The organism is Catellatospora methionotrophica (genome assembly GCF_011297335.1).
In the GTDB taxonomy this organism is placed as follows: domain Bacteria; phylum Actinomycetota; class Actinomycetes; order Mycobacteriales; family Micromonosporaceae; genus Catellatospora; species Catellatospora methionotrophica.
The window spans coordinates 639,255-662,365 of sequence record NZ_JAAOTJ010000001.1; the positions used below are offsets into that span (position 1 = coordinate 639,255).

Below are 23,111 nucleotides of genomic sequence, written 5' to 3' on the forward strand. Positions count from 1 at the left end.
GCGGTGTCCTTCGTGTCCGCGCGGGTGCTGGGCTGGACGGCCCTGGCGCTTGCCGTCGCGGCGACGATCGCCGTCGTACCACCGCTGATCATGCCCGGTCCGCAGCCGGACCGGCCGCCGTCAGCCGCAGGGCCCTCGGGCCTGCCGACGGGCTCGCCGACACCGGCCGTGACGCCGCGGACCTCGGCGCCCCCTCGTCCGTCCGTGCCGCCGGCGGCGCGTTCCCACGCCGTCCTGCCGCCGAGGGCCACCGCTCCGGCGGCGTTCAAGCCGGTCACGGTGCATGCCGCCGACCCGGCGAACCTCCGGGTCGGCGCTCGCGTCATCGCGTGTCCGACCTGTGTGGACGGCAGCCGGGTCGGTTACATCGGCGGCCCGAACACCCTGGCGGTACGGGTCACGGGTGTGCCACGGGCCGGTGAGTGGACGCTGTCCGTCGTCTACGAGACCGAGCAGCCGCGTACGCTCAAGATCGCCGTCGACGGCGGCCCGGTCCGTGAGCTGGCGCTGGCCGGGGCGGGGAGCTGGCTGATCCCGGTGCGCACGTCGCTGCGGCTGCGGCTGCCGAAGGGCGCGTGCTGGATCAGGTTCTTCAACGACACCGGTTCGGCCCCCGACATCAACACGATCACGGTCGGCTGACGCGGTGCCGGGCGTGCCCCGGGCGGGCGTCTCGCACGCCGCCCGCCCGGGTGGCCGTCAGAACTGCCCGGCGCTGTTGCACTTGGCGGACTGGACGATGCAGTTCTTCACCCGGTGCCCGAGCGCGTCGTTGTCCCAGACGTTGACGAAGCCGCCGTGCATGGACGAGGCCATGCCCGAGGCCAGGGTGAACCCGTCGGCGCTGCCGACGGCCGGGTACGCGATGACGAACGAGACCGACGGGATCGCCACCGGGAATCCGCTCGGGCAGGTGCCGTTCGGGGTGAACGCCACGTGCGACTTGTGGTCGGGGCTGTCCAGGTGTACGCCGTCCCAGCAGTCGGGGAAGACGAGCTGGAACATGAGCGTGCCGCCGGGTGAGCAGATCGGCCAGTTGCCGTCGGCGCTGCGGCCGATCTCGCCGCCGGTGGTGCCGCCGACGCAGTAGAACTGGTTGACCGCCCCGGCGGGCGTGGGCACCTGGCGGCTCGCGCTGCCCGCGATCATCTCGAAGCCCAGCGGGAACGGCACGGTCTGGCTCGGGTCGGCCAGCCGCGAGCCGTAGTACACCACGACGCCCTTGGGCTCGACCGCGACGCCGCGGTGGTACAGGGTCGGCACCCAGTACGCCGACAGGTCGGCGGGGGCGGGGGTGCAGGTCGTGGTGGTGTTGGCGCGCAGGCTGTCCAGGGTGGACGCGGCGTTGGTGCTGCGGTTGCCGAAGAAGCTGTGCATGTGCGACGCGCCCGGCAGGCCGGGGAACACGATCGGGTCGTCCTTGTACGAGTGGCTGTAGGTGCAGGTGGCGTTGAACTCCGGGACCCGTACGGCGTTGGCGGGGGCCGGTGCCATGGTCATCGCCCGGAAGGCGGCCAGTTGCGCGTTCCACCTGACCGGGTCGACGTTGACCCAGCCGGTGCCGCCGCCGGTGCTACCGGTGCCGAACGACAGCCAGTTCAGGTTGACGAAGTCGGCGCCGCTGCCGGTGTTGACCATGACGGCGTACACCTGCTGGACCCCGGCCGGGTGGCTGGTGAGGTTCACCGTCTGGGTGGCCCACGCCTGCCAGCCGCCGGTCGCCGTGATGGTGAACCGGGCCAGCACCGGTCCGGTCAGCGACGCCGTACGCAGCTCGACGGCCCCCGAGCCGCCGACGGCGGACGCCACGCGCAGGGACACGGACATCGTGCCCGCGGCGCCCAGGTCCACGCCGTCGTAGCGCAGCCAGTCGCCCCGGGCCAGGTAGCCCACCGCCGCGCCGCCGCCGGTGTCGACGGTCGGCTCGACGACGGCACCGGACTGCGCCGCGTACGCCTCGGCCTGCACCATCAGGTCGGCGGCGGCACCCGCCGACGGCGTCAGCGCGACGACGGCCACCGCGAGTACCGTCGCCGCTGCACCGGCGGTGAGCGACACCGCCCGTACCCGCCCTCTGATCCAGTCCTTTGTCATGTGCGACCTCCCACGTTCGAAAAGAGCGAGATCTTTTCAACGTAGTTACGGCCGTGAGTCGCGTCCTGAGGCGAAAGCCTCAGGAGCCGCCGGTTCCGGGGCCCGGTTTCGGCCGCCGCGTCGGGCCGGCGGTCCGACGTGTCAGTCCCGGACGAGTTTCACCAGCAGCTCGGTGTCCTGGTTGTTGCCCACGAACTCCGAGAAGTCACCGGCCGCGAAGGTCCAGCCGCCCTCCGCGATGATCGCGCGCAGTTTGCCCACGGGCGCCTGGACGGCCGCCGCGGGCATCCCCCACTCGCCGACGACGACCTGCTCGGCCCGCTCGACCAGGGCGTCGAGGGTGTCGTACTCCTCGGGTTCGTCGTCGACCTCGCACCAGTCGCCTTCGGACGCGACCCGCAGCAGGATCGGCTCGGCCGCCGCCGGGCTGTCGACGTCCTCGGTGATCCAGTCGTGCTCGCAGTAGGAGAAGCGGAGCCGGATGGTCTGGGCGGTCATCGGCGCATCGTACAAACCGCGCCGTCCGCGCCGGGTCGCGGACAGCAGTAAATTTATAGACTCCGATGTCTTGTGCGGAGTGGACGGTTCTGTTTGGCTACGGCGAGCCGTCGAATCGGCGTCGACCAGAGGAGCCCCCATGAGAGCCAGAACAGTGACGGCAGGACCTGCCCTAGCTGTCTTCGCCGCAGCGTTGATCACGCTGAGCGCCCAGCCCGCAGCGGCCCAGCCCGTCGCGGCGCTGACCCATGCCCCGACCAGCACCGCCACCCTGCTCGCCCCGCCCGCCATCGACGTCAACAACGTCAAGGCCCACCTGCAGCAGCTGCAGACCATCGCCAGCGGCAACGGCGGCAACCGAGCCACCGGCACCGCCGGGCACACCGCCTCGGTGGCGTACGTGCAGCAGAAACTGCAGGCCGCGGGCTTCACCGTGACCCTGCAGACCTGCACCACCTGCAACGGCTCGGCGAAGAACGTCATCGCCGACTGGCCGGGCGGCGACACGAACAACACGTACATGTTCGGCGGGCACCTCGACGGCGTCTCGGCCGGACCCGGCATCAACGACGACGGCTCGGGCACCTCGGCGCTGCTGGAGGTGGCGCTGCAGCTCGCGGCGACCAACCCGGCGATGGCCAAGCACGTGCGGTTCGGCTGGTGGGCGGGCGAGGAGCAGGGCCTGATCGGCTCGAAGTTCTACGTCAACTCGCTGACCTCGGCGCAGCGCACCGCCATCAAGGCGTACGGGACCTTCGACATGATCTCCTCCACCAACGGCGGTTACTTCATCACCGGCACCGACGCGATCTCGGTGAAGCTGCGGGAGTACTTCTCGTCGATCAGCGTGCCGACCGAGACGTCCACCGAGTGCTGCAGCGACGACGGCTCGTTCCGCAACGCCGGTATCCCGTCCTCGCTCAGCTCCACCGGCGCGAGCTACACCAAGACCAGCTCCCAGGCCACCAAGTGGGGCGGCACCGCCGGGTCCGCTTTCGACCCCTGCTACCACCGGGCCTGCGACACGTACCCCAGCAACGTCAACACCACGTCGCTGGGACGCTACGCCAACGCCATCGCGTACGCGGTGTGGAACCTGACGACCGGCACCGCCCCCGCCAACGACTTCTCGGTGTCGCTGAGCCCCACCGCGGGTTCGGTCAACCCGGGCTCGGCCGTGACGGCGACCGTGAACACCGCCACCGTCTCCGGCAGCGCCCAGTCGGTGAGCCTGTCCGCGTCCGGCGCGCCCAGCGGCGTCTCGGTCGGCTTCAGCCCCTCCTCGGTGACCTCCGGCGGCTCGTCGACCATGACCGTCTCGACGACCGCGTCCGCCGTGCCCGGCACGTACACGATCACGGTGACCGGCACCGGCTCGGTGACCCACAGCGCGACCTACACGCTGACCGTCAACGGCACCGGCGGCTGCACCGGGGCCGGACAGAAGCTGGGCAACGCCGGGTTCGAATCCGGGACGACACCGTGGACCGCCTCCTCCGGGGTCATCGCCGCGCACACCGGCACCGGCGCTCCGCGCACCGGCACCCGGTCGGCCTGGCTGCTCGGCAACGGCTCCACGAGCACCGAGACCCTGTCCCAGACGGTGACGCTGCCGTCGGGGTGCAGCAGCTACACGCTGTCGTTCTACCTGAAGATCACCACGGCGGAGACGACGTCCACGATCCAGTACGACAAGCTCACCGTGCAGGCCAACAGCACCACACTGCAGGTGTACTCCAACCTCAACGTCAGCGGATACACGCTGCGCACGTTCAGCCTGTCGGCCTTCGCGGGCCAGACCGTCACGATCAAGTTCACCGGGGTGGAGGACTCCTCACTGCAGACGTCCTTCGTCGTCGACGACACGTCACTGACCGTCGCCTGACCCATTGAACGGGTGCCCGGCCGCCGGTCTGCGGCCGCCGGGCACCCGCGCGCGGTGCGAGCGGTCAACCCGTCACGTGATGGGGTCACCACCGCATGCCCGCTGGCGTCAGGCTTCGGCGGCGAACGCCGTACGCGCGTCGAGTTCCCTGCCGTGCGCGTATCGAGCGGCGAAGTCCGCCGCGCCCAGCGCCTCGATCGCGGCGACCCGCACCGCGTCGAGGTCGGCGGCGTCGTCCGGGTCGGGCACCTGGCCCAGCTCCGCGAACGCGCTGTCGGCCGTGCCGACCATCCGGGCCGCCCGGCCGTGGTCGCCCTCGGCCGAGGCGAGCGCGGCCCCCGCGACGCAGACGTACGGCACGAAGTCGTCCCAGCCGTGCGCGAAGACCCGCTCTCGGCCGGCCGCGAACAGCGCCCGCGCCTGCTCGACGTTGCCGAGCCCGAGTTCGCAGAACGCGAGGTTGTGATACTCGGAGTTGACGGTCTTCGGCTGGTCCAGGGCCTCGTTGAGCGCGATGCTCGCCCGGTACAGCTCGCGGGCCCGCGCGAGGTCGCCCGACATCCGGGCCACGGCCGCCAGCACGTGCCGGGGCCGTTCCTCCAGCGCCCGGTCACCGGAGCGCACCGCGACCTCCAGCGCCTCCTGGGCGCGGGCTTCGCCGCCGCGCAGATCCCCGCCCCGGATGGCCACCCGGGCCAGTGCGTAGCGGGCCTCCACGACACCGGCCGTGTCCCCGGCCGCCTGCGCCCTGTCGATCTCGGCCAGGCTCATCCGCACCACGGCGCCGGTCTCGCCGCGCCGGAAGGCCGCCCGCACCCGTTCGCTGAAACTCATCCTCGCCCCGCCTCCCACCTGCGGCACCGTGTCGCCGCCGACCGCAGACACGCTATTCAGCGACAGTCGCGCGGCGATTCGCAGGCCGCACCGACGTGGGCCCGTTCACCGCGTGCCGGGCGACCGCCGGGCCGAGGCGGGACCCGGTCACGCCCTCGCGCTCGCGGTGTGCGAGCCGAACACGGCCACCCCGGCACCGCTCCGCTTGGCCTGGTACATCGCCTCGTCCGCCCGGCGGAGCAGGGTGTCGAACTCGGTGTCGGTGCCGGCCGCGACGCCGACGCTGCCGCGCACCCGCACGCTCCTGCCGTCGAGACTCGCCACGGCGGCCAGCCCGGACAGGATGCGCTCGGCCGTCGACACGGCGGCCTGCGCGGTGCTGTCACGCAGCAGCACGACGAACTCGTCGCCGCCCAGCCGGGCGACGAGGTCGTCGGGGCGCACCATCTTCCGCAGCCGCTCGGCGACCACCACCAGCAGCTCGTCGCCGACGTGGTGCCCGAACCGGTCGTTGACCTCCTTGAAGCCGTCGAGGTCGAGCAGCAGCACCGCGCTGCTCCCCCGGATCCGGTCCTGGGCGGAGAGCTGCTCGTTGAGCAGGGTGCGGTTGGCCAGGCCGGTGAGGCTGTCGTGGGTCGCCTGGTGCCGCAGCCGCCGCTGCAGGTCCTTGGCCTCGGTGACGTCCCGCAGATTGATCACGACGCCGTGCACCGAGGGGTCGTCCAGCAGGTTCCTGGAGACCAGTTCGAGGTACTTGACGGTACCGTCGGGCTGGCGTACGCACAGCTCCTCACGGTGCGCGGGGCGGCTGGACAGGTGCGTCGGCCAGCCGTGGCCGCCATCGCCGGGCAGGTGGGCCCGCAGCACCCCGCATGCGGGCCGGCCCACGGCCTCCTGCGGTGACACGCCCAGCACGCTGTGCAGGGACGGGCTCGCGTAGACGACGTCACCGGCACGGTCGACGACCAGGGTGACGTCCGAGGTGTTCTGCACCAGCGAGCGGAATCGCCGTTCCTGGGCGCTGAGCGAGGCCATGGTCGCGTCGAGCTCGTCGATCAGCCGCTCGTTGTCGGTCGCGGTGACCTTCTGGCGTACGGTCACCAGCGCGGTGATCACCGCCATCCCCACGACGACACCCCAGGTCGTGACGTCGAGTCCGTGTCGCCACAGCTGCACGATCAGCAGCACCTGGGCGGCGGCCACGGCCAGGTACGGCAGCGCACCGCCGAGCCGCCGCGGCGGGGGCACGGGCGCACCGGCGGGGTGCGTGATGCGCTCGACCTGCGGGGTGACCGCCAGCAGCGCCCCGGAGATCAACTTCGTGGTGAACAGCAGCCGCGCGTCGGGCTGCGGGCCGGTGAGCCCGTCGGTGGCGATGCCGATGGCCAGCAGCAGCAGCGCCGAGGTCCCGGTCGCCCCGGCCGCCGGTCCGAACGGCGCGGACCCGCCGAGGACCAGCCGCACCATCGCGAACGCCGACACCACGACCACGCCGCTGGCCAGCAGGGTCAGCACGAGGTCGACCGCGTCGACCGGCATCGCGCCGCGGGCGTGCGCCAGCGCCCAGGTGAACACGGCCACGCCGCACATCACGGTGGCCGCGTCCAGCGCGACCCGCAGGCGCCGGCGGCCGGGCACGTCCAGCGGCCAGGTCAGCATGGGCCAGGTGATGGCGGCGACGCCCGCCACCGCGAAGGTCTTGGTGGCCAGCATCGGGCCCATCGCCCCCGGCCACAGGCCGAACGCGGCGCACAACTGCACCACCGCACCGGTCACCAGGCACACCCCGCCCGCCGCCGCCCAACCCCAGAACGCGCGGGTACGCGGCTGTAGGTCGTGGTTTCGGGCCTGACGTAGCGCACCTGTCGTGTACACCGCCCAGAGCACGCACAGTGCGACGTACATCACCAGCCGCGCGTGCGGGCCGAACACCACCGCCACCGCGGCGGCCAGGCTGAACGCCGCGGTGCCCAGCAGCACCGCCCATGCGGGCCGGCACGCCGGCTGCTCCACAGCCACCACCCTAGTCCCGCGTCGATCGGGTGGGCGCGGATCCGGCTCGCCGCCGGGCGCGAGACTTGCGGACCGGCTCCGCTGATGTTAAATCTGCGTTGGCACTCCGACACGGTGAGTGCCAGCGGAGAGGAGCATCGCCGGTGAGTCAGGTCGAGACGTTCGAGTTTCAGGCGGAAGCGCAACAGCTGCTCCAGCTGATGATCCACTCCATCTACTCGAACAAGGACGTCTTCCTCCGCGAGCTGGTCTCCAACGCCTCCGACGCCCTCGACAAGCTGCGGCTGGAGTCCCTGGTCGACAAGGAGCTCGACGCCGACACCAGCGACCTGCACGTCGAGCTGGTGGCCGACCGGGACCAGCACACCCTCACCGTGCGCGACAACGGCATCGGCATGACGCGCGAACAGGTGATCGAGCTGATCGGCACGATCGCCCGGTCCGGCACCGCCGAATTCGTCGACCGGTGGCGGCAGGCCAAGCACGACGGCACCGCCGAGCTCATCGGCAAGTTCGGCATCGGGTTCTACTCCAGCTTCATGGTCGCCGACCGGGTCGTGCTGGTGACCCGCCGCGCGGGCCAGAGCGAGGGCACCCGATGGGAGTCGACCGGCTCGGACACGTACCAGCTGTCCACCGTGCCCGACGCCGCCCCCGGCACCGCGGTGACGCTGCACCTCAAGCCGGCCGACGAGGACAACCACCTGTTCGACTACGCCGACCCGGCGGTGCTGCGCCGCATCGTCAAGCGTTACTCGGACTTCATCGCCTGGCCGATCCGGATGGCCGCCCCCGAGGCCGCGCAGTCCGAGACCCTGAACTCGATGAAAGCCCTGTGGTCCCGGTCCGCCGCCGAGATCAAGCCGGAGGAGTACACCGAGTTCTACCGGCACGTCAGCCACGACTGGACCGACCCGCTGGAGACGATCCACCTGCGCGCCGAGGGGGCGCTGGAGTTCGACGCGCTGCTGTTCCTACCCGCGAGCGCGCCGTACGACCTGCACATGCGCGGCGCCCGGCGCGGGGTCCAGCTCTACATCAAGCGCGTGTTCATCATGGACGACTGCGAGGCGCTGCTGCCGGAGTACCTGCGCTTCGTCAAGGGCGTCGTGGACTCGGCCGACCTGTCGCTCAACGTCTCCCGGGAGATCCTGCAGCAGGACCGGCAGATCCAGACGATCCGCCGCCGCCTGGTCAAGAAGGTCCTCGGCACGCTCAAGGACATGCTGGCCAAGGACCCGCAGCGGTATGCGGCGTTCTGGCGCGAGTTCGGCCAGGCGGTCAAGGAGGGGCTGGTCAACGACCCGGACAACCGCGCGGCGATCCTCGACGTCGTCCAGCTGGCGTCCACCCACGACCTGGACCAGCCGACCACCCTGCGCGCGTACGTGGAGCGGATGAAGCCCGGCCAGACCGAGATCTTCCACCTCGTCGGCGAGCAGCGGGGCACCCTGGAGAACTCGCCGCACCTGGAGGCGTTCGCGGCCAACGGCGTCGAGGTGCTGCTGCTGCACGACCCGGTCGACGCGATGTGGGTCGACATGGTCGGCGACTTCGACGGCAAGCCGTTCACCTCGGCCAGCCGCGGCGAGGTCGACCTCAAGGCCGAGCACGAGCAGCCGCCCGCCGTGGAGGAGTACGCCGAGCTGCTGAGCTGGATGGGCGGCCGGCTGGCCGACCGGGTCAAGGAGGTGCGGCTGAGCTCGCGGCTGACCACCTCGGCGGCGTGCCTGGTGACCGACACGCTCGACGCGTCCCCGGCGCTGGAGAAGCTCTACCGGGCGATGGGGCAGGACCTGCCGGCGGCCAAGCGCATCCTGGAACTGAACGCGCAGCACCCGCTGGTGGACAAGCTGCGCGCGGCCCACGGCGAGCGCGGCGACGACGACGGGCTGGCCGAGACCGCCGAGTTCCTGCACGCGATGGCGGTGCTGGCCGAAGGCGGCGAGCTCGACGACCCGGCCGGGTTCACCCGGCGGCTGGCCGACCGCCTGTCCCGCACCCTGTGACCTCGGCCGGACGGCGCACGGCCCGTGCGCCGTCCGGCTGCCGCGTCACGCGATGTCGCGGCGGCGGTTGAGCACGACACCGATGGCACCGGCCACCAGCGCCCAGCCGGTCAGCACCAGCACGCCGACCCACCACGACGCGGCCTGCGGATACAGCTTCTCCGGCGAGACCATGACCTGTGACGCGATGGACGGCATGACGACCGCCGACGTCAGCACCCAGTCGCCGTGGATGAGGTAGGCCCGGATGAGGTTGAACACGCCCATCCCGCCGACGAATCCCCCGAGGTAGACGACCATCGCCGTGACGACCGCACCGATCTGGCTGTGGATGAGGGTGCCCAGGCCGAAGCCGAGCAGCGCCCACAGCAGGTACGCGACGAGGTTGAAGATGACGGCCCGCTGGACCGGCCACTCGCCCAGGGAGTTCGTCAGCCCGAGGTTGTCGAAGAACACCAGCCCGGCGGCCAGCGACACGGCCCGCGACACGAGCCAGAACACGAACCCGAGCCCGAGCACGGCCAGCAGCTTGCCGAGCACCACGCGGGTGCGCTGAGGCGTGGTCAGGAACGTCGCGGTCGCCGTCTGATACTGGAACTCGTTGGTGATGACGAGCGCGCCCAGCAGCATCACCAGCAGCAGGCCGAAGAACTGGCCGCTGGTGAAGATGTTGCCGGCCGCGTTGACGGCCTGCAGGTGCAGGTCGTGCAGCTGGGCGAACTCCGCCCTGGCCGCGGCGACCTCGGCGGCGCCCATGCCGCGGCCCGGCTTGAACACCGCCGCGGTGTCGCGGGCTCGGGCGATGTGCTGGGCCGCCTCGGACATGTTGATGAACAGCGCGAGACCGGTGAAGACCAGTGACGCGATGCCGAACAGCCACCACGCGTTGGTCGTGGTGATCTTGCGGAGCTCGCTGCGGACGAGCCGGAGTCCGGGCACGCCGACGTGGGCGATCTCGGGGCGGTGCGCGGCCGGGGGCGCCTGGAGTGTCGCGGTCATCGAATGGCTGCCTTTCCGGCCGTCAGCTGGAGGAACACGTTCTCGAGGTCGCGGCGCTCGACGGTCAGCTCATGGATCTCCGCGCCCACCCGCAGCGCGGCCGCGCCGATCGCCGGCCCGTCCGCCCCCACGATCCGCAGCGCGCCGCCCCCGGCGGGGGTGACGGTGACGGCGTCGCCCAGCTCGGCGACCAGCGCCTCGGGACGGGGCGTGCGCACCAGCATCTGCGCGCTGCCCGCCGAGTCGATGACCTGGGCCAGCGGGCCCTGCTGGATCAGCCTGCCCGCCGCGATGATCACGACGTCGTCGGCGAGGAGTTCCATCTCGGACATGAGGTGGCTCGACACCAGCACCGTGCGGCCCTCGTCGGCGAGCGACTTGAGCAGGTCGCGCATCCACCGGATGCCCTCGGGGTCCAGCCCGTTGGCGGGTTCGTCCAGGATGAGCACGTCCGGGTCGCCGAGCAGCGCGGCGGCGATGCCCAGGCGCTGGCGCATACCCAGGGAGTAGCCCTTGAACTTGCGGTCCGCGGCCGGGGACAGCCCGACGGTGTCCAGCACGTCGTCGGCCCGGCTGATGGGGATCCCGGCCGCGTCGCACAGGATGCGCAGGTGGTTGCGGCCGGTGCGGCCCCGGTGCGCGCCGGAGGCCTCCAGCAGCGCGCCGACCTTGCGGATCGGGTCGGCGAGGTCGGCGTAGCGCTGCCCGCCGATGGTCGTGGTGCCCGCCGTGGGCCGGACCAGGTTGAGCACCATGCGCAGGGTGGTGGTCTTGCCCGCGCCGTTCGGCCCCAGGAAGCCGGTGACCCGGCCGGGGCTGACGGTGAACGACAGGTCGTCGACCGCGCGCACGTTCTTGTACAGCTTGGTCAGCCCGTTGACAGCGATGCCGTCGTCGGCCATCGGCCACCCGCCCTTCGTCCGATACATAGAAGCGTGATGCATAGTAGTTCTAGGTATCACGGCACGCAAGAACCCGGTGGCAGGGAACGCCGGTCACCGGGTTCTCGCGTCGGCAGCGTGGCTCGCTGCGCGGGGTCAGGCCGAGCAGAGCGCGCTGACGGCGCTGGCCTCAGAGAACGCCGTCCAGCCGTCGCTGATCGTGGCGAAGACCTTGCCGTCGTAGTCGGTGCCCGGCGCGGCGAGCTTCTTGCTCCACGCGTCCAGCCGGTCCACATCCGCCGTGAGCGCCTCGGCGAGCTTCGTGTCCGTGCTGGTCTTGAGCGCCGTCGCCAGGTACGCCCGGTAGCCGCCGACCGCCGTCCTCAGCTCGCCCAGCACCTTCTTCATCGCCGGGGCGCCGCCCTGGTAGTTGCCGTTGGCGAAGCCCGCGTACAGCGCCACCGCCTTGAAGATCTCCATCTGCGGCACCTTGCGCCCCTCGCAGAACACCTCGTCGCGGGCGCTGTCCGGTGACGGGCTCGGCGACGGTGCGGCCGAGGTCACCGAAGCGCCGGGCGACGGAAGGGCGGTGGCGTCGGGCGAGGACCCGGCGCACGCGGCAGCGGTGGCGAGAACGGCGGTGAACAGCAACGGCAGGACGAGGCGGCGCATAGGTGACGTGCTCCATTTCATGATCGGATGAACGCCTCAGCCTTGCCTACCCCGCTGGGCGGGCGCAGGTCCGTTGCGCCACATTTCGATCACGAACGGGTCGATGACGGCCGCCGCTCGCGGCGCGGCTGCCATCTCCAGCGCGTCATGCTTGAGCGCCGCACCCTGCTGTCCCGGTGACTTCGGTGCGACCCCACCGACCGGACCGGACACCGTACGGTGTCGGCCATGGCCGAAACTGACGCCCCACCCCCTCCCCGCAACAGGCGCGGCACCGCCGCAGTCGTCATGGCCGCACTGAGCCTGGTGCTGTCGCTGCTCGCCTGCGGCGCGGCCGGGTACGTCGTGGGCAAGGACGGGTTCGACCCGCTGCCCCTGCAGTCCGCACCGCAGCCGGCCACCGGGTCACAGGTGGAGGCGGTCGCCCATGTCACCCTGCCGCCCGGCACGGTGCTGCTCAGCGCCGTGTACAGCAACGGCCTGGAGACCAGGCTCTCGGCGAAGTTCCGGCTGCCCCGCGCCGCCCTGGCCGCCTTCGTCACCGCGGCGCAGTTCAGCGCGGCCCCGACGCCGGGCCTGCGCGCCATCGACAAGCAGCACGACGTCGGCGGCGGCAACCTCTGGGACCCGGAGACCGCCAAGACCGTCTCCGGTATCGAGGAGGAGACGCCCACCGGCGACGGCACCTACCGGCGGGTCATGTTCGGCCTTGACGATCCCGACTCCGTCACCGTGTACCTGCACGCCTCCCGCAACTGAAGCACCGGCAGGTGGCGGCGCCCGGACCGGGCTGCCGCCACCGCTCACCGGATCAGCCGCAGGACGTCGACCACTTGAAGCCGGCGATCTCGTTGTCGATGCGCGTCTGGTAGCCGCCGAGCCCCGCGCCGTGGTTGAACCACCAGTTGTACAGGTTGTCCCAGTACTCGCCGGGACCGATGCAGGCCCACGCGCCGGTGTAACCGGTGTGGTAGTACAGCCGGGCGTAGTTGCCGTGCGTGGACTCGTTGACCAGCGACGAAGCCCGGTTGCGCATGCCGCCCGGGGTCTCCTCGAAGACGCAGTCGTCGCTCCAGTTGGAGTCGGAGTTGAACCAGGCGCAGCTCACGCTGTAGTTGTAGGCGTAGGCCCCGTCCCAGGCCCACAGGCAGCCCTTCAGGTCGGCCGACGTGCACCACGGGTGCCCGCTGCCCGCCTGCGCGGCCGCCGGGTTCAGCATGAGTGCCACGACCATGACGCCGGTCGCGAGCAGCCCTCGGTACATCTTGCGCATGTTGCTCTCCTTGATGTGTCGCCGAGCCCGGTGAATGAGGGGTGGTGGCGTCCACCCACGACGCCACCACCAGCACGGTCGGATCAGCCGCAGGACGTCGACCACTTGAAGCCGGCGATCTCGTTGTCGATCACGTAGTTGTAGCCGTCGCGCCCGGAGCCGCGGTTGAACCGCTTCACGGACAGGTCGTTCCAGTACTCGCCGGGGCCGACACACGCCCACGCGCCGGTGTAGCTGGGGTGGAAGTACAACCTCGCGTAGTTGCCGTGCGAGGACTGGTTCTCCAGCGACGAGGCCTGGTTGCGGAACCCGCCGCTCAGGCCCTCGGGGCAGTCGTCGCCCCAGTTGCCGTCGGAGTTGAACCAGGAGCACTGGTAGCCCTCGTTGTTGTACCAGGTCCAGGCGTACAGGCAGCCCGTGCCGTCCGACGACGGGCAGACCGGGGTCCCGGTGGCCTGGGCGGCCACGGGGCTGGCCAGGAGTGCCGCGACCATGGCCCCGGTCGCGAGCAGCCCCTTGTGGAGCAGACGCATGCTGTTCTCCCTCGTGTGTGGTGCACCGCGGTCCGTTCGCCGCGGAATCCAGGTGCCGCCCGCCGCCGGCGGTTCAGGTCAGCCGGCTCGGACGATCTCGCGGGCCCGGGGCAGCGCCGCCGTCGCCAGCCGCGCCCTGGTGTCCACCGCGGACTGCTGCTCGCGCGTGACGACCTCGGCGTAGTGCCGGTCGAGCGAGGCGACGGACGCCGCCATGCCGGAGTCGACGGCGCAGGTCGCCTCGGCCACGGCGATCTCGACCTCGCGGGCGAACGCGCCGGGCGTGGTGCTGTCGGGGACCGCGGCCCGCGCGTCGTCCGGTGTCGCGTACGCGAATCCGCGACCGCGCATGCAGGCGCTCCAGGCGTGCAGGGCGACGGTGTACGCCGGGTCGGCCGTCACCAGGCCGACGCGCGCCCCGCCGAGCCCGTCGGTGACCCGTTTGGCCTGGTACCAGGCCCGCACATCGCCGTATAGGCGCTGCTCGGCCAGCGATACGCAACTGGTGTCGCTGCGCTTGACCTCCATGCCGTTGGGCAACGTGGCGACCAGGTCGCCGGAGCCGCCCGGCTTGCCGTTGAGCGCCATCAGGAACGCCGAACGCCGCGCCGGTGACAGCCCGCGCAGGTAGCCGCTGTACGGGTCGCCCGGTTGCGGCTCGTCGAAGCGGCGCTGGAGTTCGCTGCCGAAGCCGTGCCGCCGGGCCCAGTCGACGTCGTCCAGGACGTACGGGAAGTCGCGCAGTTCGGGCACCGGGTTGCGCGGTTGGGGCCAGTACGAGAAACCGCGGTCGTCCAGGCACTGACCGATCAGGATCTGCTCGGCGGCGTGCAGCAACTCGGCCTGGTCGCCCGGCACTACGCTCTGCGGGCGGGGTGCGGCCGCGCCCTGCGAGGTGACCGCGACGATGCCCCCGAGGGCGACCACTGCGGCGGCTGACGCGATCCATCGCCACGACTTCGACATCACTACTCCCCGTGCCCCGTGTTCGCCGGCCCCGGTGGGGCGGCTGGCACGGACAGCGTGCCGCCGTGACACGGTGCACCGGGGCTTCGCCGACCCCTTCCGGATCGCTCAGGCGTCGGCGGTGGTGACCGGTGTCTGGCGAGTCCGGAAACCGGACCGGACTGGACCGGACTCCGGCGACCCGGCGGGAGCGGCGATGGGCAGCCGGCAGCGCACCACGGTGCCGTGCGGTGTGGCGGCGGCGAAGACGGCCCGGCCGCCGAGTTCGAGGCAGCGCTCGCGGATGCTCGTCACACCCACGCCAGGCCGGTAGTCCGGGGCCATGCCGCGCCCGTCGTCGGTGACCTCGATGTGCAGGTCACCGTCGCGCCACACCCGCACCGCGCAGTTGTCGGCGGCGGCGTGCCGGACGACGTTGGTGAGCGCCTCGGACACGATCCGGTAGGCGGCGACCTCCACCGCCGCCGGGATCGCGTCGGTCCCGATCGCGCAGTCGAGGCGGGTACGCACGCCGCCGCCGAGCCGGTCGACGAGTTCGCGCAGGGCGGCGGGCAGCCCGAGGTGGTCCAGCACGGTGGGGCGCAGACCGTCGATGATCTGCCGGATGTCGCCGACGGCGGCGCGGTGGATGTCGGCGAGGTCGGCGAGGATGCGCTCGGCGGCGGCCGGGTCGGTGCCGATGAGTGAGCGGCTCAGTTCCAGGCGCATCGAGGCGGACGCGAGCGTCGGGCCGAGTCCGTCGTGGATCTCCCGGCGCAGGCGGCGGCGCTCCTCTTCCAGAACGGTCACGGTGCCCTCCAGCGCCCGCTGGAGGCGGGCTGCCAGCAGCAGGCTGTAGGCGGTCGCACCGGCCTGGCGGGCGAGGCCGCTGAGCAGTCTGCGGTCGGCGGACCCGAAGGGCTCCCGGTCGGGCCCCGGGTCGAGCACGAGGCGGCCGATGGGTTCGCCGTCGTGGACGAGGTCGAGCCGGGTGGCGGTGGGCCCGGCCACGCCGTGGCTGCTGGAGGGCAGCGCGAGTCCGGGCACCTCGATGGCGGCGTGGGTCAGGCGCAGGGCGTGCACCAGGGTCGCGACGAGCTGGTGCAGTGCCGTCTCGGCGGAGTGCGCCGACTCCAGCCGCTGCCCGAGCTGGCGCAGCACCTCGTACGGGTCCTCGCGCTGGCCGTAGACGAGGCGGCTGACGACGCGGCGCAGCCCGGACCGCGCGGCGGTGAAGGACAGCGCGACGACCACGACCAGCAGCACGGGCACCGGTTCGAGCCGGGTGTCGAAGGCGTGGCCGAGCAGGGCGGCGGCACCGAGGTACGCGCCGATGAGGGTGACCGTGACCAGCCCGTGGACCAGCGAGCGGCGCAGGATGAGCTGGATGTCCCAGAGCCGGTAGCGCAGCACGGCGGCGGCGAGCAGCAGCAGGGCGGGCAGCCAGACGATGGTCAGGTACTCCCACGGGATCGCGGGGTGCCCGAGCAGCTGTTCGGGGATCTTGCCGAACAGGAGGTAGCCCCCGGCGAGGATGCCGAGGCCGTAGCTGACCAGGCGCATCCGCTGCCGGGCCTGCGCGTCCGGGGCGAGCAGGTAGCTGGTGACGACGGCGGCGAGCACGAGGACGGGGAACAGCGCGGCGGCGGGCACGGATACGCCGATGAGGGTCCAGGTGTGGCGCAGCCCCTGCTCGGTGGGCAGCCGCACGGCCAGGACGACGCCGTACGCGGCGAAGGGCAACGCGTAGCCGAGGGCGAACAGCCACGGCCTGCGGCGCAGCAGCGGCCAGGTCTGCGGGAACGAGATGGCGAAGTGGAGCAGGCACGCCCACAGGACGCAGTTGACCATCTCGGCCACGGTGGTGACCCAGAGCCGGCCGGTGGCGATCTCGATGGCCTGGGTGCCGTACAGATGCGAGGCGTACCCGGCGAACTGGGTCACCGCGACGAGGTAGAGGGTGATCGCGGCCGGGTCGCGGGGGCGTCTGGCCAGTACGAGCGCGGACAGCAGGGCCAGGAACACGATGTAGGGCAGGGTCTCGGCGTTGCCGGCGGCGAGCCGCGCGAGCGGGTAGTCGGTGAGGGTGACGGGCACGTCGACGCGGTGCCCGCCGCGCTCGACGGTGTAGACGACGGTGTCGCCGATGGACGGTGGCCGGTCGGCCAGGGACCCGGCGGCCAGCGGGCGGCCGCCGACGGCCACGACGACGTCGCCCGCCCGCAGGGAGGTGCCGGCACCGGCGGCGACGGTCAGCACGATGCCGTCGGTGTGCCAGGCCCGGGAGTCGGTGTTGGTGGAGGTGCCGTCGGAGGGGTGCCCGGCACGGGCGGCCCACAGCCAGCCGAGGGCCAGCAGTGCGAACAGGACCGCGAGGACCAGGCGCGTGATCCAGGCGCGGCTGGCGGGGGGCGCGACCACGGCTGTCATCGGTCTCCATGCAGGTGCTGTCCCGGGACGGCCGACCCATTGACGCCGGGACGGCGGTGAACGCATGGTGGTGCAGGTCCCCCAGTGCCGACCAGGAGGGTACCTTGCAGGAGCAGGATCCGGCCGTACCGCCCCTGGGCGTGCTGGTCGCCGACGACCACCCGATCTTCCTCGCCGGGATGCGGCAACTGCTGGAGGTCTACCCGGGACTGACCTGCGTCGCGGCGGTGACGTCGGGGTCCGACGCGGTGCGGCAGGTGGTGGTGCGGCGTCCGGATGTGGCCGTGCTGGACCTGGACATGCCCGATCTGTCGGGAGTGGAGGTCGTCCGCGCGATCGCGGAGCAGGCGCCCGACGTCGGGGTGCTGATGCTGACGATGCACGGCGACGACGAGTCGGTGTTCGCGGCGCTGCGCGCCGGTGCCCGCGGCTACCTGCTCAAGGGCGCGACACCGGACGAGGTCGTGGCGGCGATCCGGTCGGTGGCGTCCGGCGGGGCGGTGTTCGGGCCGAGCATCGCCGCGCGCCTGGTCGAGTACTTCGCGGCGCGCCCGCCCGTGGCTCCGGCCGTGGCGGCGCTGCCGGAGCTCACCGACCGGGAACGGGAGATCCTGGCCCACCTCGCCGACGGCGAGGCGAACGCGACCATCGCCGCGCGGCTGTTCCTGAGCCCGAAGACGGTACGCAACCACGTGTCGAACATCTTCACCAAGCTGCACGTCGCCGACCGTCACGCCGCGGCCCGCCGCGCCCGCGAGGCCGGTCTCGGCCGCCCCTGACAGATGCGCCCCGCACACCGGTGCGCCTTCGCCCGGCAAGCCGTCTCCGGCCTGGCACGTACCGTGGTGGCCTGACCCTGGACCAGCGCCGATGACCACGCGCCGCCCGGCCAACCGCGGGCCGGGCGCGGCCGTGGAGAACCGTCTCGCCCTGGTCGCCGCGGCTGCCGAGGTGTTCGCGGAGCAGGGCATCGACGCGCCGCTCAACGCCGTGGCCAAGCGCGCCGGGGTCGGGCAGGGGGTGCTGTACCGGCACTTCCCCGACCGGGTGAGTCTGGCGCTGGCGGCGTTCGGCACGAACGTCGCCGAGATCGAGGCGCTGGCGGCCGAGCCCGGCTGCGGCGTCGACGACCTGTGCGCCGCGCTGACCCGGCAGATGATCGACTCGGTGGCGTTCGTCGACCTGGTGACCAGCGCCGACCGCGATCCCCGGCTGGAGGCGATCCACGACCGGGTGCGTACGGCGCTGGTGGGGGCCGTCGACCGGGCCCGTCAGGAGCAGGTGCTCCGCCCGGCGGTGGACGTCGACGACGTGATGCTGGCCGTGGGCATGATCGCTTCGCTGGTGGCGAAGGTGCCCGAGACCGAGCGGCGGACGACCGCCGAGGCGGCCTGGTCGCTGCTCGACCGCGGGCTGCGTCCCTGACCCGATCGCCTTACCTGATCAGGTCGCGCGTCCTCCTTGCGCTGGCGGCTGCTGGAGCCTGTCCGGCGAGGCGGCGCTGCTCGACGCGGCCGGCAAGCAGGTCACCCGGGACCAGATCGCACCGTGCATGAACGGCGACCGGGAGAAGGACCTCGCCTGCCTGGCCGAGAAGAACTTCCACTTCACGGTGACGTACCAGCCGGGCAGCCGCTACCAATGTTGTCCGCAGTGCTCCGGCCTTCAGGCCGGGGGTGAAGCGGACTTGCCCGCGTAGCGGGACAGGAACAGCCGATTCGCCGTCGAGGCGGACCGGCGTCTGCCTGGATCAGGCCGGCCGGTTCTGCTGCTCGATGTACTGCCGTAGGACGCTGATCGGTGCCCCACCGACCGACCCTGCGAAGTATGAGCCAGACCAGAGCTTGTTCGCCCGGTAGTAGTGCCGTGCGAGGTCGGGGAATTCTTGGCGTAGGCGGCGGGAGGAGACGCCTTTGAGGCTGTTGACCAGCCGGGCCACGGCGACCTTGGGTGGGTGGTTGACCAGTAGATGCACGTGGTTGATGTCGCCGTTGAACTCGATCAGCTCGGCTTCGAAGTCGGCGCAGACGTCGCGCATGATCTGTTCCATCCTGGACAGGTGCCGGGTGGCGAACACCTGGTGCCTGAACTTGGTCACGAAAACCAAGTGCACATGCATCGCGAACACGCAGTGCCTGCCGGTACGGATGCCTTCGAGATCAGCCATAGACCAACATGATAGTTTGGTGTTCGTGCAGCTGCGTTACAACTTCCGTGTCTACCCGACGCCCGGCCAGCAGATCGAGCTGGCGAAGGCGTTCGGGTGTGCGCGGGTGGTGTTCAACGACGGGCTGCGGCTGCGTCAGCAGGCCCGCGAGCAGGGCGAGACATACATGACAGACGCGGAGCTGTCACGCCGTGTGATCACCGAGGCCAAGCAGACCGAGGCGCGGGCGTGGCTCGCACAGGTGTCGGCCGTGGTGTTGCAGCAGGCCCTGGCGGACCTGAACACCGCATACCGTAACTTCTTCTCCTCGGTCACCGGCAGGCGCAAGGGTCGCAAGGTCGGGCCGCCGAGGTTCCGATCGCGCAAGGACAACCGGCAGGCCATCCGGTTCACCAAGAACTCCCGGTTCAGGGTCTGCGACAACGGCCGCCTGCGCCTGCCGAAGATAGGCGACCTGCGGGTGCGCTGGTCAAGAAGCCTGCCGTGCGACCCGTCGTCGGTGACGGTCATCCGCGACGCGGCGGGCCGGTACTTCGCCTCGTTCGTCGTGACCGCAGGCGCAGACCAGACCCTGCCGCCGGTCGCCTGCGAGGTCGGCATCGATCTGGGCCTGACCCACTTCGCCGTCCTGTCCGACGGCACGAAGGTCACCGCGCCGAAGTTCCTACGGCGGGCCGCCCGCAAGCTCAGAAGGCTGCAACAGGCACTGTCCCGCAAGCAGAAGGGCTCGGCCAATCGCCGCAAGGCCGTGGTGAAGGTCGCGGTCGCTCACGCGCGGGTGGCCGACACCCGGCGGGACTGGCAGCACAAGCTGTCCACGACGATCATCCGCGACAACCAAGCGGTGTACGTCGAGGACCTGTGCGTTGTCGGTCTCGGCCGGACCCGGCTGGCCAAGAGCGTCCACGACGCGGGATGGGCCGGCTTCACCGGCATGCTGGAGTACAAGGCCGCCCGGTACGGGCGCACCTTCGCCAGGATCGACCGGTTCGCGCCCACGTCGCGGACCTGTTCGGCGTGCGGCCGGGTCGACGGACCCAAACCGCTGTCGGTCCGGTCGTGGACCTGCCCGTGTGGGACGGTCCACGACCGCGACGTCAACGCGGCGATCAACGTGTTGGCCCGGGGACGCCGGGACAACTCAAACGCCTGTGGAGCGCAGGTAAGACCGGCATCCGTGTCGGCACCGCGCCGGGAAGCAGGAATCCACCCGGACGCCGCGCGGTCCACGCGCAGCGTGGAGGGAATCTCCGTCCTTTAGGGCAGAGAGATCGTCAATGGACCTTCCAGTGGCTGGAGTTGGCGGCGTACCTGCTGCTCGCCGCACTGCTGTCCGGGCTCCTCTTCTGCCGCATCAGGCGCGGCTAGGACGGCACCCGGATCGTGCCGGTCGGTCCCGCCCCGATCGGCACGATCCGTCCACCCGGCGCGGCGCCTCGGTCCATCCGATCAGACGGCCACGGTCACCGCGTAGAGTCTGCGCGCATGGCCGACCGCGACGCTGCCACATCGGACCTGCGCAGCGCCGTGGAGCGCCTGTATGAGGCCATGGCTGGCCATCCCCGGCCCGGCAGCATCGCCTTCTGCGACCACTGCGTCAGCCCCGAGGAGAACGCCCGGCTCCTGCGGGTGCCGTTACGGCAGCTCACCGCCGACGACCTGGGTCGCTACGCCTGGAAGTCCATGGGCACCTGGGGCGACGAGGCAGACTTCCGGCACTTCCTGCCACGGCTGCTCGACCTGGTCGTGACCGGGCAGCTCGACTACCTGAGCGGCCCCGACAGGCTGATCCATAAGACGACGGTGTCCGGCTTGTCCGCCGAGGAGAGCGCAGTGGTCAAGCGCCTGCTGGACGCCTGGTGGGCGGTGACCCTGACTCGCTACCCTGCCCCGCACACGGCGTTCACCGTGCTCGAAGCCCTCTCGGCAGCCGCCGACGATCCCGCGCCGTACCTTGCCGTGTTCGAGCAGGCCACCGGGCAGGCGCACGCCCAGCACCTGGCCGACCTGGTCGGCGACTGGGCGTACACCTCCGCACGGGACGACGCCTGGTCACGCTCGATCGAACGGTGGATGACGAGTCCCACCCCGGCTCGACTGCTGGAAGCGGCGACCCTCGCGGCCGACACGCCCCAGGTGGCGGCTGCCCTGTCCGAGGCGTACGAGCACGCGAGCATGATCTACGAGTGCCACCGGCAAAGGTGACGCCCGGCGTCGGACGCGGCGCGCGGGTCAGGCGAGGCGGGCCTGGAAGCGGATCAGGTCCACGAGCGGCTTGCCCAGGACGGGGACGGCGCTGGCGAGCAGCGTGTCCAACTCCGGCACCAGCCGCGGATCGACCGGCCGCAACCGGCCGTACCCGGGCCAGGTCCGCACCTCGCGTTCGGCCGTACCACGCAGGTGTTCGTCATTGTCGTGCAGCAGGCGCAGCGAGACCGCCAGCCGGGTCCACGGGTCGCGGGCCACGCCGATCCGCAGCCCGGCCACGCGCACATGGATCGGATTCTCCGGGCGCAGCAGGGCTTCCAGCTCGTCCTTGCCGATCTCGGTGGCACGTTCGCTGAGCGCGGCCGCCGCGTGCCGGACCACCGACGGGGACGGGTCGGCCAGCCGCGCGGCGAGCGCGTCCGCCGGTCCGGTGCCGAGGCGGCGCAGCGCGCGTATCGCGGCGACGCGGCCGCGGGTGGCCGGGTGGGTGAGCCAGGGGGTGATCAGGGCAGCGTCCGCGGGGGTGCCCGTCTCCCCTAGCCCGGCGACGGCTCCCGGCGGCGGCGGGTCGGTCGCGACGAGTCGGCGGTAGTACGGGGCCGGGTCGCCGTCGCGGCGGCGGATCGCCGCCTGGGCGATCTCGCGCACCAGCGGGTGCGGGTCGGACAGGGCCGCGTCCGCGTCGAACTCCCCCGCCCTCGACAGGCGCCGGATCGCTTCCGCACGGATGCTGCCGGTGCGACTGGCCCGCAGCGTACGCAGCGTGGTCAGGTCCGTGTCGGCGTCCATCGCCGCGTCCGCGCAGACCCGCCGTACGCCGAGGTCACCGTCGGTGAACGCCGCGGCGAGCAGCTGCGCCACCCCGACACGGCCTTCGGCGACGGCGATGCGGTATGCCGCCCGGCGCAGTCGCGGCTGCGCCGTGGCCAGCAGAGTCGCCAGAACAGGGTCGGGTAGTCGCGGTATGAGCTGCTCGACCTGCCGCATCAGCCAGCCGCCGTGTTTGCGGGCGTGCAGGGTGAAGGCTAGGTCCGCGACCAGCAGCAGCCGCGCGGTGTCCAGCTCGACGGCGAGCTGGGAGCCGAACGCGGCACGGGCGGCCTCGCGCACCTGGTGCGCCCAGTCTGCGCAGCGCAGGGCGAGCACGGCGGTCGCGACGGGATGGTCGTGTCCGGCGAGGCGGACCGCGGCGGCCTCACGCAGCCGCCCGTCCCGGTGGCAGCCCGCCGCGACGAGGGCGACCAGGTCCGCGGTGTCGTCGCCGACCGCCACCGCGAGCTGCTGGGACCAGCGCGGCACCCACTGCGACGTCTCGCGTAGCGCGTCGTCGAACCGTGCCCACCAGCCGCCCGACGATGCCGCGAGGGCCCGCAGCGCCGTCGCGCGCAGGTCGTCGTCGCCGCCTCGGGCGGTGCTGAGGAAGGCGATCGCGAGGCCGTCGGGGTCGGCGTGCGGGTCACCGAACACCTGCGCCAGCCGCGCCGGTGCGGCGGGCGACGGCAGGTGGTCCGGCTCGGGTGCGGTGACCACGGGTCGTGGTGGCTCCAGCAGCCAGCGTCTGAGTCGTGCGCCGATCGCCATCGTGTTCCCCCATGGGCGCCGCCGCGGCCGGTCCACGATGACGTGCGCACATTCTGCGGACCACGCGGCGTGGCGCGCCACCCGGTATT

General features: G+C 71.8%; 21 protein-coding genes. 8 read left to right on the top strand and 13 right to left on the bottom strand.

Annotation, left to right across the window (positions count from 1 at the left end; genetic code table 11):
* The first annotated feature begins 3 nt into the window (after nucleotides 1–3).
* Nucleotides 4–642: a carbohydrate-binding protein gene (locus HAV40_RS02865; protein ID WP_166378664.1), complete on the top strand. Its 639-nt coding sequence runs from the start codon at nucleotides 4–6 to the stop codon at nucleotides 640–642.
* Nucleotides 643–699: 57 nt separating this feature from the next.
* Here the strand turns inward: HAV40_RS02865 and HAV40_RS02870 are convergent, their stop codons facing one another.
* Both HAV40_RS02870 and HAV40_RS02875 read right to left on the bottom strand, forming a co-directional pair.
* Nucleotides 700–2,094 carry a DUF1996 domain-containing protein gene (locus HAV40_RS02870; RefSeq protein ID WP_166378666.1) on the bottom strand — a complete coding sequence of 465 codons (1,395 nt, stop codon included), beginning with the start codon at nucleotides 2,092–2,094 and terminating at the stop codon, nucleotides 700–702.
* A 141-nt stretch (nucleotides 2,095–2,235) separates the two neighbouring features.
* Nucleotides 2,236–2,592, bottom strand: coding sequence for a hypothetical protein (locus HAV40_RS02875; protein ID WP_166378668.1), 357 nt, complete (start codon nucleotides 2,590–2,592; stop codon nucleotides 2,236–2,238).
* A gap of 139 nt (nucleotides 2,593–2,731) precedes the next feature.
* On the opposite strand from HAV40_RS02875, the gene HAV40_RS02880 reads away from it, so the two are divergent.
* On the top strand, nucleotides 2,732–4,477 hold the full coding sequence (locus tag HAV40_RS02880) for a M28 family peptidase (protein ID WP_166378670.1): 1,746 nt from the start codon (nucleotides 2,732–2,734) through the stop codon (nucleotides 4,475–4,477).
* A gap of 108 nt (nucleotides 4,478–4,585) precedes the next feature.
* Here the strand turns inward: HAV40_RS02880 and HAV40_RS02885 are convergent, their stop codons facing one another.
* The gene (locus HAV40_RS02885; RefSeq protein WP_166377682.1) at nucleotides 4,586–5,311 is read right to left on the bottom strand and encodes a tetratricopeptide repeat protein; all 726 of its coding nucleotides are present in this window, start codon (nucleotides 5,309–5,311) and stop codon (nucleotides 4,586–4,588) included.
* 147 nt (nucleotides 5,312–5,458) lie between these two features.
* Nucleotides 5,459–7,324, bottom strand: coding sequence for a sensor domain-containing diguanylate cyclase (locus HAV40_RS02890; protein ID WP_166378672.1), 1,866 nt, complete (start codon nucleotides 7,322–7,324; stop codon nucleotides 5,459–5,461).
* 143 nt (nucleotides 7,325–7,467) lie between these two features.
* Between HAV40_RS02890 and htpG the strand changes: the two genes are divergently transcribed.
* Nucleotides 7,468–9,333 carry a molecular chaperone HtpG gene (gene htpG, locus HAV40_RS02895; protein WP_275413481.1) on the top strand — a complete coding sequence of 622 codons (1,866 nt, stop codon included), beginning with the start codon at nucleotides 7,468–7,470 and terminating at the stop codon, nucleotides 9,331–9,333.
* Between the two features lie 45 nt (nucleotides 9,334–9,378).
* Here the strand turns inward: htpG and HAV40_RS02900 are convergent, their stop codons facing one another.
* The 3 genes from HAV40_RS02900 to HAV40_RS02910 all read right to left on the bottom strand — a co-directional run bounded on the left by HAV40_RS02900 (nucleotide 9,379) and on the right by HAV40_RS02910 (nucleotide 11,885).
* Nucleotides 9,379–10,332, bottom strand: a complete 954-nt coding sequence (locus tag HAV40_RS02900; RefSeq protein WP_166378674.1) for a glycosyltransferase family protein — start codon at nucleotides 10,330–10,332, stop codon at nucleotides 9,379–9,381.
* Nucleotides 10,329–11,261, bottom strand: a complete 933-nt coding sequence (locus tag HAV40_RS02905; protein ID WP_239086305.1) for an ABC transporter ATP-binding protein — start codon at nucleotides 11,259–11,261, stop codon at nucleotides 10,329–10,331. The genes HAV40_RS02900 and HAV40_RS02905 overlap by 4 nt, the downstream gene beginning before the upstream one ends.
* Before the next feature lie 108 nt (nucleotides 11,262–11,369).
* Nucleotides 11,370–11,885 (bottom strand): hypothetical protein, encoded by a 516-nt coding sequence (locus HAV40_RS02910; protein ID WP_166378676.1) that lies wholly within the window; start codon nucleotides 11,883–11,885, stop codon nucleotides 11,370–11,372.
* 228 nt (nucleotides 11,886–12,113) lie between these two features.
* Here HAV40_RS02910 and HAV40_RS02915 point away from each other — a divergent pair, with 228 nt between their 5' ends.
* A complete protein-coding gene (locus HAV40_RS02915; RefSeq protein ID WP_166378678.1) occupies nucleotides 12,114–12,644 on the top strand; it encodes a hypothetical protein in 531 nt (176 codons plus the stop codon).
* Between the two features lie 52 nt (nucleotides 12,645–12,696).
* Here the strand turns inward: HAV40_RS02915 and HAV40_RS02920 are convergent, their stop codons facing one another.
* The 4 genes from HAV40_RS02920 to HAV40_RS38785 form a co-directional block, all read right to left on the bottom strand.
* Nucleotides 12,697–13,158, bottom strand: coding sequence for a hypothetical protein (locus HAV40_RS02920; RefSeq protein WP_166378680.1), 462 nt, complete (start codon nucleotides 13,156–13,158; stop codon nucleotides 12,697–12,699).
* A gap of 83 nt (nucleotides 13,159–13,241) precedes the next feature.
* On the bottom strand, nucleotides 13,242–13,691 hold the full coding sequence (locus HAV40_RS02925; protein WP_166378682.1) for a glycoside hydrolase family 12 protein: 450 nt from the start codon (nucleotides 13,689–13,691) through the stop codon (nucleotides 13,242–13,244).
* A 78-nt stretch (nucleotides 13,692–13,769) separates the two neighbouring features.
* Nucleotides 13,770–14,657, bottom strand: a complete 888-nt coding sequence (locus tag HAV40_RS02930; protein WP_166378684.1) for a hypothetical protein — start codon at nucleotides 14,655–14,657, stop codon at nucleotides 13,770–13,772.
* A gap of 108 nt (nucleotides 14,658–14,765) precedes the next feature.
* Nucleotides 14,766–17,066 (bottom strand): sensor histidine kinase, encoded by a 2,301-nt coding sequence (locus HAV40_RS38785; protein ID WP_166378686.1) that lies wholly within the window; start codon nucleotides 17,064–17,066, stop codon nucleotides 14,766–14,768.
* 104 nt (nucleotides 17,067–17,170) lie between these two features.
* Here HAV40_RS38785 and HAV40_RS02940 point away from each other — a divergent pair, with 104 nt between their 5' ends.
* Both HAV40_RS02940 and HAV40_RS02945 read left to right on the top strand, forming a co-directional pair.
* The gene (locus HAV40_RS02940; RefSeq protein WP_239086306.1) at nucleotides 17,171–17,845 is read left to right on the top strand and encodes a response regulator; all 675 of its coding nucleotides are present in this window, start codon (nucleotides 17,171–17,173) and stop codon (nucleotides 17,843–17,845) included.
* 91 nt (nucleotides 17,846–17,936) lie between these two features.
* Nucleotides 17,937–18,491 (top strand): TetR/AcrR family transcriptional regulator, encoded by a 555-nt coding sequence (locus HAV40_RS02945; RefSeq protein ID WP_166378690.1) that lies wholly within the window; start codon nucleotides 17,937–17,939, stop codon nucleotides 18,489–18,491.
* 325 nt (nucleotides 18,492–18,816) lie between these two features.
* Here the strand turns inward: HAV40_RS02945 and tnpA are convergent, their stop codons facing one another.
* Nucleotides 18,817–19,233: an IS200/IS605 family transposase gene (gene tnpA / locus HAV40_RS02950; protein ID WP_166378692.1), complete on the bottom strand. Its 417-nt coding sequence runs from the start codon at nucleotides 19,231–19,233 to the stop codon at nucleotides 18,817–18,819.
* On the opposite strand from tnpA, the gene HAV40_RS02955 reads away from it, so the two are divergent.
* Nucleotides 19,133–20,494 carry an RNA-guided endonuclease InsQ/TnpB family protein gene (locus tag HAV40_RS02955; RefSeq protein ID WP_240935344.1) on the top strand — a complete coding sequence of 454 codons (1,362 nt, stop codon included), beginning with the start codon at nucleotides 19,133–19,135 and terminating at the stop codon, nucleotides 20,492–20,494. The two genes, tnpA and HAV40_RS02955, sit on opposite strands and share 101 nt — an antisense overlap.
* 224 nt (nucleotides 20,495–20,718) lie before the next feature.
* A complete protein-coding gene (locus HAV40_RS02960; protein WP_166378693.1) occupies nucleotides 20,719–21,438 on the top strand; it encodes a hypothetical protein in 720 nt (239 codons plus the stop codon).
* Between the two features lie 27 nt (nucleotides 21,439–21,465).
* Here the strand turns inward: HAV40_RS02960 and HAV40_RS02965 are convergent, their stop codons facing one another.
* Nucleotides 21,466–23,022, bottom strand: coding sequence for a HEAT repeat domain-containing protein (locus HAV40_RS02965; RefSeq protein ID WP_166378695.1), 1,557 nt, complete (start codon nucleotides 23,020–23,022; stop codon nucleotides 21,466–21,468).
* Nucleotides 23,023–23,111 lie beyond the last annotated feature (89 nt).

Excerpts from the sequence above, each read along its gene's own strand:
- HAV40_RS02880 (WP_166378670.1), top strand. The coding sequence starts at position 2,732 with ATGAGAGCCAGAACAGTGACGGCAGGACCTGCCCTAGCTGTCTTCGCC.
- HAV40_RS02965 (WP_166378695.1), bottom strand. The coding sequence starts at position 23,022 with ATGGCGATCGGCGCACGACTCAGACGCTGGCTGCTGGAGCCACCACGA.
- HAV40_RS02945 (WP_166378690.1), top strand. The coding sequence starts at position 17,937 with ATGACCACGCGCCGCCCGGCCAACCGCGGGCCGGGCGCGGCCGTGGAG.
- HAV40_RS02905 (WP_239086305.1), bottom strand. The coding sequence starts at position 11,261 with ATGTATCGGACGAAGGGCGGGTGGCCGATGGCCGACGACGGCATCGCT.
- tnpA (WP_166378692.1), bottom strand. The coding sequence starts at position 19,233 with ATGGCTGATCTCGAAGGCATCCGTACCGGCAGGCACTGCGTGTTCGCG.
- HAV40_RS02875 (WP_166378668.1), bottom strand. The coding sequence starts at position 2,592 with ATGACCGCCCAGACCATCCGGCTCCGCTTCTCCTACTGCGAGCACGAC.
- HAV40_RS02920 (WP_166378680.1), bottom strand. The coding sequence starts at position 13,158 with ATGCGCAAGATGTACCGAGGGCTGCTCGCGACCGGCGTCATGGTCGTG.
- HAV40_RS02960 (WP_166378693.1), top strand. The coding sequence starts at position 20,719 with ATGGCCGACCGCGACGCTGCCACATCGGACCTGCGCAGCGCCGTGGAG.
- HAV40_RS02910 (WP_166378676.1), bottom strand. The coding sequence starts at position 11,885 with ATGCGCCGCCTCGTCCTGCCGTTGCTGTTCACCGCCGTTCTCGCCACC.
- HAV40_RS02900 (WP_166378674.1), bottom strand. The coding sequence starts at position 10,332 with ATGACCGCGACACTCCAGGCGCCCCCGGCCGCGCACCGCCCCGAGATC.
- HAV40_RS02870 (WP_166378666.1), bottom strand. The coding sequence starts at position 2,094 with ATGACAAAGGACTGGATCAGAGGGCGGGTACGGGCGGTGTCGCTCACC.
- HAV40_RS02885 (WP_166377682.1), bottom strand. The coding sequence starts at position 5,311 with ATGAGTTTCAGCGAACGGGTGCGGGCGGCCTTCCGGCGCGGCGAGACC.
- HAV40_RS02925 (WP_166378682.1), bottom strand. The coding sequence starts at position 13,691 with ATGCGTCTGCTCCACAAGGGGCTGCTCGCGACCGGGGCCATGGTCGCG.
- HAV40_RS02930 (WP_166378684.1), bottom strand. The coding sequence starts at position 14,657 with ATGTCGAAGTCGTGGCGATGGATCGCGTCAGCCGCCGCAGTGGTCGCC.
- HAV40_RS38785 (WP_166378686.1), bottom strand. The coding sequence starts at position 17,066 with ATGACAGCCGTGGTCGCGCCCCCCGCCAGCCGCGCCTGGATCACGCGC.
- HAV40_RS02915 (WP_166378678.1), top strand. The coding sequence starts at position 12,114 with ATGGCCGAAACTGACGCCCCACCCCCTCCCCGCAACAGGCGCGGCACC.